This window comes from Pseudomonas fluorescens, assembly GCF_001902145.1.
In the GTDB taxonomy this organism is placed as follows: domain Bacteria; phylum Pseudomonadota; class Gammaproteobacteria; order Pseudomonadales; family Pseudomonadaceae; genus Aquipseudomonas; species Aquipseudomonas fluorescens_BV.
Map to the genome: position 1 here is coordinate 124,689 of NZ_MRST01000027.1, position 14,303 is coordinate 138,991.

General features: G+C 59.4%; 12 protein-coding genes. 9 read left to right on the top strand and 3 right to left on the bottom strand.

All coding sequences use genetic code 11. From position 1 onward, the window contains the following. Positions 1-116: 116 nt before the first annotated feature. Positions 117-2,387, bottom strand: a complete 2,271-nt coding sequence (gene clpA / locus BUE92_RS23570) for an ATP-dependent Clp protease ATP-binding subunit ClpA (protein ID WP_073526601.1) — start codon at positions 2,385-2,387, stop codon at positions 117-119. A gap of 29 nt (positions 2,388-2,416) precedes the next feature. After that, positions 2,417-2,785, bottom strand: a complete 369-nt coding sequence (gene clpS / locus BUE92_RS23575; protein ID WP_005789091.1) for an ATP-dependent Clp protease adapter ClpS — start codon at positions 2,783-2,785, stop codon at positions 2,417-2,419. Between the two features lie 225 nt (positions 2,786-3,010). On the opposite strand from clpS, the gene cspD reads away from it, so the two are divergent. Further along, positions 3,011-3,295 carry a cold shock domain-containing protein CspD gene (gene cspD, locus BUE92_RS23580; protein ID WP_073526602.1) on the top strand — a complete coding sequence of 95 codons (285 nt, stop codon included), beginning with the start codon at positions 3,011-3,013 and terminating at the stop codon, positions 3,293-3,295. Positions 3,296-3,358: 63 nt separating this feature from the next. On the opposite strand, the gene icd is transcribed toward cspD, so the two are convergent. Then, entirely contained in the window at positions 3,359-4,615 is a 1,257-nt protein-coding gene (gene icd, locus BUE92_RS23585) for an NADP-dependent isocitrate dehydrogenase (RefSeq protein WP_005789095.1), read from the bottom strand. 483 nt (positions 4,616-5,098) lie between these two features. Here icd and BUE92_RS23590 point away from each other — a divergent pair, with 483 nt between their 5' ends. The 8 genes from BUE92_RS23590 (at position 5,099) to BUE92_RS23625 (ending at position 13,909) form a co-directional block, all read left to right on the top strand. After that, complete coding sequence (locus tag BUE92_RS23590) at positions 5,099-7,324, top strand: NADP-dependent isocitrate dehydrogenase (RefSeq protein WP_073526603.1); 2,226 nt, start codon at positions 5,099-5,101, stop codon at positions 7,322-7,324. A gap of 205 nt (positions 7,325-7,529) precedes the next feature. Next, positions 7,530-7,976, top strand: coding sequence for an NUDIX hydrolase (locus tag BUE92_RS23595; protein WP_073526604.1), 447 nt, complete (start codon positions 7,530-7,532; stop codon positions 7,974-7,976). 59 nt (positions 7,977-8,035) lie between these two features. Further along, on the top strand, positions 8,036-9,160 hold the full coding sequence (mnmA, locus tag BUE92_RS23600) for a tRNA 2-thiouridine(34) synthase MnmA (protein WP_034127883.1): 1,125 nt from the start codon (positions 8,036-8,038) through the stop codon (positions 9,158-9,160). Beyond that, positions 9,157-9,780, top strand: a complete 624-nt coding sequence (gene hflD / locus BUE92_RS23605) for a high frequency lysogenization protein HflD (protein WP_003192101.1) — start codon at positions 9,157-9,159, stop codon at positions 9,778-9,780. Before mnmA ends, hflD begins: the two co-directional genes overlap by 4 nt. A 125-nt stretch (positions 9,781-9,905) precedes the next feature. Continuing rightward, on the top strand, positions 9,906-11,276 hold the full coding sequence (purB, locus tag BUE92_RS23610; protein ID WP_073526606.1) for an adenylosuccinate lyase: 1,371 nt from the start codon (positions 9,906-9,908) through the stop codon (positions 11,274-11,276). Positions 11,277-11,360: 84 nt separating this feature from the next. Continuing rightward, on the top strand, positions 11,361-12,527 hold the full coding sequence (locus BUE92_RS23615) for a ribosomal protein uL16 3-hydroxylase (protein WP_073526609.1): 1,167 nt from the start codon (positions 11,361-11,363) through the stop codon (positions 12,525-12,527). Beyond that, entirely contained in the window at positions 12,520-12,942 is a 423-nt protein-coding gene (locus tag BUE92_RS23620; RefSeq protein WP_073526610.1) for a GNAT family N-acetyltransferase, read from the top strand. Before BUE92_RS23615 ends, BUE92_RS23620 begins: the two co-directional genes overlap by 8 nt. A gap of 229 nt (positions 12,943-13,171) precedes the next feature. Continuing rightward, entirely contained in the window at positions 13,172-13,909 is a 738-nt protein-coding gene (locus BUE92_RS23625) for a secretin N-terminal domain-containing protein (RefSeq protein WP_073526611.1), read from the top strand. Positions 13,910-14,303: the final 394 nt, after the last annotated feature.

Genomic DNA, 14,303 nt, shown 5'->3' on the forward strand with positions numbered 1-14,303 from the left:
CACCGCTATCGCAGGCAAGCCAGCTCCCACATGTTGATCTTCATTGTCTTAGCGATTGCATTTCAAGGCAGCAAAAAGGCGCCTTTCGGCGCCTTTTGCAATGTTGCAGCTAACGATCAGGCCATTTCAGCCGTGGTCTCGAACTCGAAGGTCAGCTCGCCGTCCTTAAGGTCGATGTGCACCACGCCACCATGGTCGGAGAGTTCGCCGAACAGGATCTCTTCGGCCAGTGGCCGCTTGATCTTGTCCTGGATCAGACGCGCCATTGGGCGTGCGCCCATTGCCGCATCGTAGCCGCCCTCTGCGATCCAGCTGCGAGCCGCTTCCGTCACATCCAGCTGCACGCGCTTGTCTTCCAACTGCGCTTGAAGCTCGGTGAGGAACTTGTCCACCACGCTTTTGATGACCTCATGGCTGAGGCGACCAAACTGGATAATGGTGTCCAGGCGGTTGCGGAACTCCGGCGTGAAGCTCTTCTTGATCACTTCCATGGCATCAGAGGAGTGATCCTGATGCGTAAAGCCGATCGAAGCCCGCGCCGCGGTTTCAGCACCAGCGTTGGTGGTCATGATCACGATCACATTGCGGAAGTCTGCCTTGCGCCCGTTGTTGTCGGTCAGGGTCCCGTGGTCCATGACCTGCAACAGCAGGTTGAAGACTTCCGGGTGGGCCTTTTCGATTTCATCGAGCAACAATACGCAATGTGGCTGCTTGGTGATCGCCTCGGTCAACAGGCCGCCCTGGTCGAAGCCGACATAGCCCGGAGGCGCACCGATCAAGCGCGACACAGTGTGGCGCTCCATGTACTCGGACATGTCGAAACGGACCAGTTCGATGCCCATGGCCTTGGCCAACTGGCGAGCCGCCTCGGTCTTGCCGACGCCGGTCGGGCCTGCGAACAGGAACGAACCGACTGGCTTGTCCGGCGACTTGAGGCCAGCACGGGACAACTTGATCGCCGTGGACAGCGAGTCGATGGCCGCATCCTGGCCAAACACGGTGAGCTTGAGGTCGCGCTCCAGGTTACGCAGCAACTCCTTGTCGGAACTGGTGACGTGTTTTGGCGGAATCCGCGCGATCTTGGCCACGATGTCCTCGACTTGAGGCACGTCGATGCGCTTCACGCGCTTCTCGACCGGCTGCAGGCGCTGGTAGGCACCCGCTTCGTCGATCACATCGATGGCCTTGTCGGGCATATGCCGGTCATTGATGTAGCGCGACGCCAGCTCAGCCGCCGCACGCAAGGCCTCATCGGTGTACTCGATGCCATGGTGCGCTTCAAAACGCCCCTTGAGCCCGCGCAGGATGCCGATGGTGTCTTCAACCGAGGGCTCGGACACGTCGACTTTCTGGAAGCGACGCGCCAGGGCACGGTCTTTTTCGAAGATGCCGCGAAATTCCTGGAACGTGGTCGAACCAATGCAGCGGATATCACCCGAGGACAGCAGTGGCTTGAGCAGGTTGGAAGCGTCCATCACCCCACCGGAAGCTGCACCGGCGCCAATGATAGTGTGGATCTCGTCGATGAACAGGATGGCCTGTGGACGCTTTTTCAACTCACCGAGCAACGCCTTGAAGCGCTTTTCGAAGTCGCCACGGTACTTGGTCCCGGCGAGCAACGCGCCCAGGTCAAGGGAGTAGACGACACTGCTGGCCAGCAGGTCTGGCACCTGGTTATCGACAATGCGCTTGGCCAGGCCTTCGGCAATCGCGGTCTTACCCACGCCCGCCTCGCCCACCAGCAACGGGTTGTTCTTGCGGCGACGCGCAAGGATCTGCGCTACACGCTCAACCTCATTCTCACGCCCCACCAGCGGATCGATCCGCCCCTGGCGCGCCATTTCATTGAGGTTGCTGGCATAGGCATCCAGCGGGTTGCTTGAAGAAGAAGACTCACCGCCCTCCTCGTCCTGCATATCCTGCTCACCCTCGGAATGATCGCCGTGCCCAGGCACTTTAGAGATACCGTGGGCGATGTAATTGACTACATCAATACGGGCAACGCTCTGCTGCTTGAGCAGGAACACGGCCTGGCTTTCCTGTTCGCTGAAAATCGCCACAAGCACGTTCGCGCCTGTGACCTCACGCTTACCGGAGCTCTGTACGTGGAACACAGCACGCTGCAATACCCGCTGGAACCCCAGGGTTGGCTGGGTTTCGCGGTCCTCGTCATGCACGGGGATCAGTGGCGTGGTGGAGTCGATAAACTCCTGCAGGTCATGCTTGAGCTTGTCGAGGTTGGCGCCGCACGCACGCAGAACGGTGGCGGCAGCTTCGTTATCCAAAAGTGCCAGCAAAAGGTGTTCGACGGTCATGAATTCATGACGCTTCGAACGAGCCTCCTTGAAGGCAAGATTGAGGGTGACTTCGAGCTCGCGGTTTAACATAGCTTCACCTCATACCCAAGTGGTCGGCGTTAACCGTCCTTCTCGATTTCACAGAGTAGCGGATGCTGGCTTTCCCTGGCGTACTGGTTGACCTGCATGGCCTTTGTCTCGGCGATGTCGCGGGTAAACACTCCACATACTGCCCGTCCTTCTGTGTGAACGGCCAGCATTACCTTGGTCGCCAACTCGCGGTTCAGGTTAAAAAACACCTCGAGCACTTCGACGACGAAATCCATCGGTGTGTAGTCATCATTGAACAAAACCACCTTGTACATCGGCGGCGCCTGTAAAGCAGGCTTGGCCTCCTGAACAGCAATGCCTGCAGAACCGTCGTCGTCATGTTCCTGATCCGGGCGATCCTGATTGAATGTTAGTCGAATCTGGCTGTTTGCATGCATGGGAAAGAAAGGTTCGTCAGTGGTTCAATTACAGTGGTGGGGGCGACCTGTCAGAATTTCAACTCTGACCCTTGGGTCACCTTGACTATCGGCGAAACGGTGTTACAACAAATAGAGCCCACAGTGGGTAAAAAAGGTCCGCGCAGTCAACCTTATTTATTCGGGTTAGGACGGATAGACAGGATGATACTCCAGTGATGGAGTCTGGTGCAGAGGGATAAGGGAATGGCTAGTGGTAAGGTCAAGTGGTTCAACAATGCCAAGGGTTACGGCTTCATTAATGAAGACGGCAAGCAAGAAGACCTTTTTGCGCATTTCTCAGCGATCCAGGCGGATGGGTACAAAACGCTGAAGGCGGGTCAACCGGTATCCTTTGACATTACCCAGGGCCCAAAGGGCTTGCATGCGGTGAATATCAAAGGCATCACCACCACGCCTGCTGCAGAAAACGGCGCGGCGCACGGTCACAAATCAAGACAAGAAAAGCAAGCAGGCCTGACCAGCTTCTGAACAAAGCACTGAAAGCAAACCGACCGCCCCGAATCATCAGGGCGGCCGGTTTTGTCTGCCTGTTTACATATGCTTGATCAGCGCGTCACCAAAGCCCGACGACGACACCAACGTAGCGCCATCCATCAGACGCTCGAAGTCATAGGTCACGGTCTTGGCCGAAATCGCGCCATTGGTGCCCTTGATAATCAGATCCGCCGCCTCGACCCAACCCATATGCCGCAGCATCATTTCCGCCGACAGGATCAATGACCCAGGGTTGACCTGATCCTTGCCCGCATATTTAGGCGCAGTACCGTGGGTGGCTTCGAACATTGCCACGGTGTCCGACAGGTTGGCCCCCGGCGCAATACCGATACCCCCCACTTCCGCCGCCAAGGCATCGGACAGGTAGTCACCATTGAGGTTGAGCGTGGCGATCACGTCGTATTCGGCCGGGCGCAGCAGGATCTGCTGGAGCATGGCGTCGGCAATGGCATCCTTGACCACCACGTTCTTGCCAGTCTTGGGGTTCTTGAACTGCATCCACGGCCCGCCGTCAAGCAGGGTCGCGCCGAACTCTTCTGCCGCCACCTCGTAGGCCCACTCCTTGAAGGCCCCTTCGGTGAACTTCATGATGTTACCTTTGTGCACGATGGTCAGCGAGTCGCGGTCGTTATCGACCACATACTGCAAGGCCTTGCGCGCCAGGCGCTTGGTGCCCTCTTTAGAGACCGGCTTGACGCCAATCCCGCAATCCTGGTCGAAACGGATCTTGGTAACGCCCATTTCCTCCTTGAGAAACTTGATCACCTTGATCGCCTCAGGCGAACCGGCCTTCCACTCGATTCCGGCGTAAATATCCTCGGAGTTCTCACGAAAGATGGTCATGTCCACATCACCAGGCTTTTTCACTGGGCTGGGCACGCCTTCGAACCAGCGCACCGGGCGCAGGCACACGTAGAGGTCAAGTTGTTGGCGCAGGGCCACGTTCAGCGAGCGGATACCGCCACCCACCGGCGTAGTCAGCGGGCCTTTGATGGACACCACGTAATCCTTGACCGCATCCAGGGTTTCCTGGGGCAGCCACGTATCCTGATCGTAGACTTGAGTGGCCTTTTCGCCAGCGTACACCTCCATCCAGGAAATTTTGCGCTTGCCGCCGTAAGCCTTTTCAACAGCGGCGTCGACCACCTTGATCATCACCGGGCTGATGTCGACGCCAATACCGTCACCTTCGATGTAGGGGATGATCGGTTGGTCAGGAACATTGAGAGAATGGTCTGCATTGACGGTGATTTTGTCGCCGACTGCCGGAACCTGAATCTTCTTGTATCCCATGCTGAACTCCATCTATGGATTGAACATCTGGCTGCGTTCGAGCCTACTCCAGATAAATGGCGACTGAAACCTCACGCCATGCTCATTTGCATCGAAAACAGCACATTTGGTGGCCTACAAGCCTGAAAGCAAAGGGAAAAGCGCCAATCTTGAGCACATCCCACCGCCCCACGCACCTGCGACCTTTAGACCAATGGACGAGCCCCCTTTTGTATGAAGGCTCAGCGTAAGCATAGCGACCTATGTATAATGCCGCCGCTGACCAAAGAGTCACGACGGCGGACCGCTCTAGAACGTAGCCTTTCGCCAGAAAGCCGGACTATTACAATAGCCCACCCGCTTGACGCTCGACTGATGCAAACCAACATCACCGCGAAGAAACCTCGACATTTCGCTCATGGATGACTTTGAACGAACGCGCTCTACCCGGCGCATCTCGAGTTTCTGCGCACGCTTTCAGCAAAGAAGAGAGTTAATCCGAATATGCCCACCCGCTCGAAGATCATCTACACCTTCACCGACGAAGCCCCAGCCCTCGCCACCTATTCACTGCTGCCTATCGTAGAGGCCTTCACCGCTTCCGCTGATATTGCCGTGGAAACCCGCGACATTTCCCTCGCCGGGCGCATCCTCGCAAGCTTCCCCGAGCAACTGGGCACCAAGGCCATCCCGGACCACCTCGCCGAACTGGGCGACCTGGCCGTTACGCCTGAAGCCAACATCATCAAGCTTCCCAACATCAGCGCCTCGACCCCGCAGCTGCAAGCCGCGATCAAGGAATTGCAGGCCCAGGGCTACGCCCTGCCGGACTACCCTGAAACCGTAACCACCGACGCGGAAAAAGAAACCCGTGCACGTTACGACAAGGTCAAGGGCAGCGCCGTGAACCCGGTACTGCGCGAAGGCAACTCCGACCGTCGCGCACCGCTGTCGGTCAAGAACTACGCACGCAAGCACCCGCACAAGATGGGCGCCTGGGCTGCCGACTCCAAGTCGCACATTGCCCATATGAACAACGGCGACTTCTACGGCAGCGAAAAAGCCGTGCAGATCGAAACCGCTGACGCTGTCAAAATTGCGCTGGTTGCAAAGGACGGCACCACCACCGTCCTGAAGGAAAAGACCAGCGTTCAGGCCGGCGAAATCATCGACACCGCCGTGCTGAGCAAGAAAGCCCTGCGCAGTTTCATCGCCGCTGAAATCGAAGACGCCAAGAAGCAAGGCGTACTGCTGTCGGTTCACTTGAAAGCCACCATGATGAAGGTCTCCGACCCGATCATGTTCGGCCAGATCGTTGCCGAGTTCTATAAAGATGCACTGGCCAAGCACGCGACCGTGCTGGAACAGATCGGCTTCAACCTGAACAACGGCATCGGCGACCTGTACGCACGCATCAAGGCCCTGCCGGCCGACCAGCAAGCGCAGATCGAAGCCGACATCCAGGCGGTCTACGCCGTTCGCCCTGCCCTGGCGATGGTCAACTCCGACAAAGGCATCACCAACCTGCACGTGCCGAGCGACGTGATCGTCGACGCCTCGATGCCAGCGATGATCCGTGACTCCGGCAAGATGTGGGGCACCGATGGCCAACTGCACGACACCAAGGCTGTGATCCCGGATCGCTGCTACGCCACCATCTACCAGGCGGTCATCGAAGACTGCAAGGCCAATGGCGCCTTCGACCCCACCACCATGGGCAGCGTGCCAAACGTTGGCCTGATGGCGAAGAAGGCCGAAGAGTACGGTTCCCACGACAAGACCTTCCAGATCAAGGCTGACGGCGTTGTGCGCGTCACCGACAGCCAGGGCAACCTGCTGATGGAACAGAGCGTCGAAGCTGGCGACATCTTCCGTATGTGCCAGACCAAAGACGCGCCGATCCAGGACTGGGTCAAGCTCGCCGTCAACCGTGCCCGCGCCAGCAACACCCCGGCCATCTTCTGGCTGGACCCCAAGCGTGCCCACGATGGCGTAGTAGTCGAGAAAGTTCAGGCTTACCTGAAAGACCACAACACCGAAGGCCTGGACATCCGCATCATGGCCCCGGTCGATGCGATGAAGTTCACCCTGGAGCGCACCCGCAAGGGCCTGGACACCATCTCGGTGACCGGCAACGTACTGCGCGATTACCTGACCGACCTGTTCCCGATCATGGAACTGGGCACCAGCGCCAAGATGCTGTCGATCGTGCCGCTGATGAACGGTGGCGGCCTGTTCGAAACCGGCGCTGGCGGTTCGGCTCCCAAGCACGTGCAGCAACTGCTGGAAGAAAACTTCCTGCGCTGGGATTCCCTGGGCGAGTTCCTGGCCCTGGCCGCGTCCCTTGAGCATTTGGGTGTGACATACAACAACCCGAAAGCGCTGGTACTGTCCAAGACCCTGGACCAGGCCACCGGCCAGTTCCTCGACAATAACAAGTCGCCATCGCGCAAAGTCGGCAACATCGACAACCGCGGCAGCCACTTCTACCTGGCGCTGTACTGGGCACAAGCCCTGGCCGCCCAGACCGAAGACACTGCACTGCAAGCGCAGTTCGGCGAACTGGCCAAGACCCTGGCCGAGAACGAGGCGACCATCGTTGCCGAGCTCAACGCCGTACAGGGCAAGCCAGTGGACATCGGCGGCTACTACGCGCCAAACCCCGAGCTGACCAGCAAGGCCATGCGCCCGAGCAACACCCTCAATGCGGCGATTGCCAAGTTGAAGTAAGGTTGTAAGGGAGCATCACAAACCCCGGCCATGTGCCGGGGTTTGTGTTTGTACGGACTACATTGAAGAAACCCAATCAAATGTGGGAGCTGGCTTGCCTGCGATTGCAGTCTGTCAGCTCATACAGGTGTAGCTGACCCGCCGTCATCGCAGGCAAGCCAGCTCCCACATTGACCGAGTCACCTTCCAGATACCGAGGCTTGCAATGACCTGGCAACCCCACATCACCGTCGCCACCATCGTCGAAGACAACGGCCGCTTCCTGATGGTCGAAGAACTCAAGGGCGGTCGCGCCGTGCTCAACCAGCCCGCCGGCCATCTGGACCCGAACGAAACCCTTACCGAAGCCGCCGTGCGTGAAACCCTGGAAGAAACCGGCTGGGACGTGGAAGCCACCGGCATCGTCGGCATCTACCTGTATACCGCACCGAGCAATGGCGTGACCTACCAGCGGGTCTGCTTTATCGCCAAGGCAGTGAAACACCACCCGGACTATCAACTCGACGAAGGCATCCTGCGCGCCCGCTGGCTGACCCGTGACGAGCTGATGGCCGTGCGCGACGACTGGCGCAGCGAGCTGATTATCCGCTGCATCGATGATTATCTGGCCGGCCAGCGCCACAGTCTCGAATTGATCCGCCCTTCTCTTTAGCCTTAGCGGCCCGGGCCTGATAGAATCGCGTCCTTTTTCAAGACACCCGTTGAAACCCTATGCGTGATCCAGCCCCTTCTGACACACAAAAGAAGCGCGTCATCGTCGGCATGTCCGGCGGCGTGGACTCTTCCGTTTCCGCCGTTCTGCTCATGGAGCAGGGTTATGAGGTGGAAGGCCTGTTCATGAAGAACTGGGAAGAAGACGATGGAACGGAATACTGCACCGCCATGGACGACCTCGCGGACGCCCAGGCCGTGTGCGACAAGATCGGCATCAAGCTGCACACCGCCAACTTCGCCGCCGAGTACTGGGACAACGTGTTCGAGCACTTCCTGGCCGAATACAAGGCCGGCCGCACGCCGAACCCGGACATCCTGTGTAACCGCGAGATCAAGTTCAAGGCCTTCCTCGACTACGCCATGATGCTCGGCGCCGACCTGATAGCTACCGGCCACTACGTGCGCCGTCGCGATATCGATGGCCGCACCGAACTGCTCAAGGGCCTGGACCCGAACAAGGACCAGAGCTACTTCCTGCACGCCGTGGGCGGTGAACAGATCGCCAAGACTCTGTTCCCGGTCGGCGAGCTGGAAAAGCCCGAAGTGCGCAAGATTGCCGAGAAACACGGCCTGGCCACCGCCAAGAAGAAAGACTCCACCGGTATCTGCTTTATCGGCGAGCGGCGCTTCAGCGATTTCCTCAAGCAATACCTGCCCGCGCAACCGGGCGAGATCAAGACCACCGAAGGTGAAGTGATCGGCCGTCACCATGGCCTGATGTACCACACCATCGGCCAGCGCCAGGGCCTGGGCATCGGCGGTTTGAAGGACGCAGGTGAAGAGCCTTGGTACGTGCTGGTCAAAGACCTGGAAAACAACGTGCTGGTGGTCGGCCAAGGCAATGAGCACCCGCTGCTGTTCTCCGGCGCCCTGCTCGCTTCCGAGATCTATTGGGTCAACCCGATCGACCTGAGCACCCCGCGCCGCCTGACCGCCAAAGTGCGTTATCGCCAGAGCGACCAGCCCTGCACCCTGGAAAAGACCGCCACCGGCTACCGTGCCACCTTCGATGACCCGCAGCGCGCGGTCACCCCTGGTCAGTCCGTGGTGTTCTATGACGGCGAAATCTGCCTGGGCGGCGGCGTGATTGAAGTCGCGCAAGCCTGGAGCAACCCGGCATGAGCCCGACCCAGGAGCAATTGACAGCCCTTGGCGGCGTCTTTCTCGCTGCGGTGCTGGTGGACAAGATCGCCAAGACCGGCCAGGTCACTGAAGCCGGCCTGACCTGCATGCTCGGCAGCCTGCTGATCCGCGACCCCAAGGACACCCTTGAGGTTTACGGCGGCGACGACCTGGCCCTGCGTGAAGGCTATCGCGCCCTGATCGGCGCCCTGGAGCGCGACCCCAGCACTTTGCAGCGCGAGCCGTTGCGCTACGCCCTGTCGATGCTCGGCCTTGAGCGCCAGTTGGCCAAGCGCGACGACCTGCTGGACACCATCGGCAAGCGCCTGCCGCAGATCCAGTCCCAGGTAGAGCACTTCGGCCCGGCCCACGAAAACGTGATCGCAGCCTGTGGTGCGCTGTACCAGGACACCTTGAGTACCCTGCGCCAACGTATCCAGGTGCATGGCGACATGCGCAACCTGCAACAACCCAACAACGCGTCGAAAATCCGCGCCCTGCTCCTGGCCGGTATTCGTTCGGCACGCTTGTGGCGCCAACTGGGCGGTCATCGCTGGCAGTTGGTGATCAGCCGACGCAAATTGCTCAAAGAGCTTTACCCGTTGATGCGCAACGAATAAGTCGCACCAGCAGGCTGTTTTCAAGCCATTACGCGTAATACGCCGGTCAGTTGGCGACGGACCGGCGGATTTTTTCATGTATGATACGCGCCCCATTTCGTTGCCCGACTGTCCGAGAACACCCCATGCAGCTCTCTTCGCTCACTGCGGTTTCCCCTGTTGACGGCCGCTACGCCGGCAAAACCCAGGCCCTGCGCCCTATTTTCAGCGAGTACGGCCTGATCCGTGCCCGTGTCCTGGTTGAAGTGCGCTGGCTCCAGCGCCTGGCCGCTCACCCCGCCATCAGCGAAGTGCCGGCGTTTTCCGCGCAAGCCAACGCTGTATTGAACACCCTGGCGGAAAACTTCTCCCTGGAACACGCCGAGCGTGTGAAAGAGATCGAGCGCACCACCAACCACGACGTCAAAGCCATCGAATACCTGCTCAAAGAGCAAGCGGCCCAACTGCCGGAACTGGCCCAGGTCAGCGAATTCATCCACTTTGCCTGCACCAGCGAGGACATCAATAACCTGTCTCACGCCCTGATGCTGCGTGAAGGCCGTGATGAGGTGATGCTGCCGCTGATGCGCCAGACCGCTGAAGCCATCCGTGAGCTGGCGATCCGTTTCGCTGCCGTGCCGATGCTGTCGCGCACTCACGGCCAGCCAGCCTCGCCGACCACCCTCGGCAAAGAACTGGCCAACGTGGTGTACCGCCTGGAGCGCCAGATCGCCCAGGTCGCCGCCGTGCCACTGCTGGGCAAGATCAACGGCGCCGTAGGCAACTACAACGCCCACCTGTCGGCCTACCCTGAGATCGACTGGGAAGCCAACGCCCGCGCCTTCATCGAAGACGAGCTGGGCCTGGGTTTCAACCCTTACACCACGCAGATCGAACCCCACGACTACATTGCCGAGCTGTTCGATGCGATTGCGCGCTTCAACACCATCCTGATCGATTTCGATCGCGATATCTGGGGCTACATCTCCCTAGGCTACTTCAAGCAGCGCACCATTGCCGGCGAAATCGGTTCGTCGACCATGCCGCACAAGGTCAACCCGATCGACTTCGAAAACTCCGAAGGCAACCTGGGTATCGCCAACGCCCTGTTCCAGCACCTGGCCAGCAAGTTGCCGATCTCCCGCTGGCAGCGCGACCTGACCGACTCCACCGTACTGCGTAACCTCGGCGTGGGCTTTGCCCACAGCGTGATCGCGTACGAAGCCAGCCTCAAAGGCATCAGCAAGCTGGAGCTCAACGAGCAGAAGATTGCCGCTGACCTGGACGCGTGCTGGGAAGTACTGGCCGAGCCGATCCAGACCGTGATGCGCCGCTACAACATCGAAAACCCCTACGAGAAGCTGAAAGAATTGACGCGAGGCAAGGGCATCAGCCCCGAAGCGCTGCAAACTTTCATCGACGGCCTGGACATGCCAGCCGCGGCCAAGGCCGAGCTGAAACTGCTCACCCCGGCCAACTACATCGGCAACGCTGTAGCGCAAGCCAAGCGCATCTGATCCAAGCAAGCTCCTTTGAGACGCCCGGCCGCGCCGGGCGTTTTTATTCCTGTCTTAAAAGTGCTTTTTTTCAATAGGTTACACATGAATCCTGATATTCCTCTTCAACTTCTGGGCGGCATCACGGCACGGGAATTCCTGCGCGACTACTGGCAGAAAAAACCGCTGCTGATCCGCCAGGCCATCCCTGACTTCGAAAGCCCGATCGACGCCGACGAACTGGCAGGCCTGGCCCTGGAAGAAGAAGTCGAGTCGCGCCTGGTGATCGAACACGGCGAGCGCCCGTGGGAACTGCGCCGCGGCCCGTTCGCCGAAGACGCTTTCAGCACCCTGCCCGAGCGCGAGTGGACCTTGCTGGTGCAGGCGGTCGACCAGTTCGTACCGGAAGTGGCCGAACTGCTGGAACAGTTCCGCTTTCTGCCAAGCTGGCGCATCGACGACATCATGATCAGCTTCGCAGCCCCAGGTGGCAGCGTCGGCCCGCATTTCGATAACTACGATGTCTTCCTGCTGCAAGCCCAGGGCAAGCGCAACTGGAAGATCGGCCAGATGTGCAACTCCGAAAGCCCGCTGCTGCAACACGCCGACCTGCGCATCCTTGCCGAATTCGAAGAAAGCGCCGAATGGGTGCTGGAACCGGGCGACATGCTCTACCTGCCGCCGCGCCTGGCACATTTCGGTATTGCCGAAGACGACTGCATGACCTATTCCGTGGGCTTCCGCGCACCGAGCGCCGCTGAAGTGCTGACCCACTTCACCGACTTCCTCAGCCAGTACCTGACCGACGAAGAGCGCTACACCGACGCCGACGCCCAACCGGTCAGCGACCCACACCAGATCCAGGGCGACGCACTGGACCGCCTCAAGGGCCTGCTCGCCGAGCACATGAGCGATGAGCGCATGCTGCTGACCTGGTTCGGCCAGTTCATGACCGAGCCACGCTACCCGGAACTGGTGGCCGGCGAAGAGCTGGGCGAAGAAGACTTCATCAACAGCCTGCAAGACGGCGCAATCCTGGTGCGCAACCCGAGCGCGCGCCTGGCCTGGTCCGAAGTGGACGACGACGTGCTGTTGTTCGCCAGCGGCCAGAGCCGTTACCTGCCGGGCAAACTGCGTGAACTGTTGAAGCTGGTGTGCTCGGCCGATGCACTGCACAGCGAAAACCTCAGCGAATGGCTGGCCGACGAAGACGGCCGCGACTTGCTGTGCGAACTGGTCAAGCAAGGCAGCCTGGGGTTCGCGGATGAATAAAATTCACGTAAGTGTCGCGGATTGGCGAAAGGATATCGACGAGATTCGGCGCATTCGTGAAGCGGTGTTTATCGCTGAACAATCGGTTCCGCCGGAATTGGAGTGGGACGCGGACGACGCCGACGCCATGCATTTCCTGGCATTCGAAGGCGATTTTCCCATCGGCACTGCGCGCCTGCTGCCCAGCGGCGAGATCGGTCGCGTATCGGTGCTCAAAGACTGGCGCGGGCTGAAGGTCGGCGACAAGCTGATGGAAGCGGTGATTGGAGAGGCCGTGAAACGCGGTCAGACCAAGCAGTTCCTGAGTGCGCAGGTGTATGCGGCGCCGTTCTATGAGCGGCTGGGCTTTGAGATTGTCAGCGATGAGTTTCTTGAAGTCGGGATTCCGCATGTGGACATGGTGCGCGAGGGCTAATCCGAGACCGCGTCACCTTTATCGCAGGCAAGCCAGCTCCCACATTTGACCGAGTACATCCCTTGGAATGCGCTCAAGTGTGGGAGCTGGCTTGCCTGCGATAGCTATTTCAGCAACACCCTAAATGCCCTGCCATGCCAGGGCATTTTGCCGTCTACGATTCAACTTGCGACCCACCAGGCCGACAAACTGGCACTATCAAGCCAATTGACTCGCAGAGATAACGGACATGTCCCTACGCACCCTGCTCACCGCCTTCCTCCTCACCGCCAGCGTATCAGCCACGGCCGCCACCGAAGTCGTCAACCTGAACAACCGCACCAGCGCCGACCTGCTGCCCGTGGCGCAGAACTTCATCGGCAAGGACGGCAGCGTCAGCGCCTACGGCAACCAGCTTATCGTTAACGCTGAGCCCGCCAAGATAGAGGGCTTGCGCGCCCTGCTCGACCAATTGGATACACCGGCCAAACGCTTGCTGATCACCGTCGATACCAACGAGAACAACCAGCAGAACAGCGGCGGCAGCCAGACCCGCATCATCAGCCACGGCACTGCCAGCCGCGACGGTGGCGTGCAGCAGATCCAGGCCAGCGAAGGCGTGCCCGCGCTGATCCAGGTCGGCCAAAGCGTACCGCTGACCACCACGCAACAAGACAGCTATGGCCGTCTGCAAAACCAGACCCAGTATCGCAACGTCACCCAGGGTTTTTACGTGACCGCCAGCGTCACTGGCGAGACCGTACACCTGGCCATCAGTACCAACCGTGACCGCATGAGCCAGGAACGTCCCGATGTAGTGAACGTGCAAAGCACCGACACAACCGTCAGCGGCCGCCTGGGCGAATGGATCCCCCTGGCCGGCATCAATCGTGAAACCCAGGCGGACAAATCCTCTACAACCCGCAGCTACTCTACTCAGGGCCACGATGACCTGACTTTACGGGTCAAGGTCGACACCCTGAACTGAGGCACCAAAAACTGACTGGCAAGTCGCATTAGACTAAAGATGTAGTGCTTGAAAAAAAGCACTACAAAACATTTGACGAGCCAAAAAAGCATGGGCATGATGGCCTCGCTCCCGCTAATCAGGGGCCCTGGCAAGGGCCTTCGGATCGCCGCTCTAAGCTACCCACCTGAGCCGATTCGTGTCTGTACCGCCCACAAGGTGTGTTTGACGTTGGTTGCGACTGGAACGAAGTTGTCCCGAGGGACGGAAGCTAACCAGGTAACCCGGCTACACACTGATGGATCGTACCAAGGCCCACGACGCCCGAAGACCGTTCGCAGTTTGCCCTTACCTGCTCAACTCCCCCTTGAGCCCCATCGTTCATCCCGTCGCCTACCTCCGTCAGATTTGACTT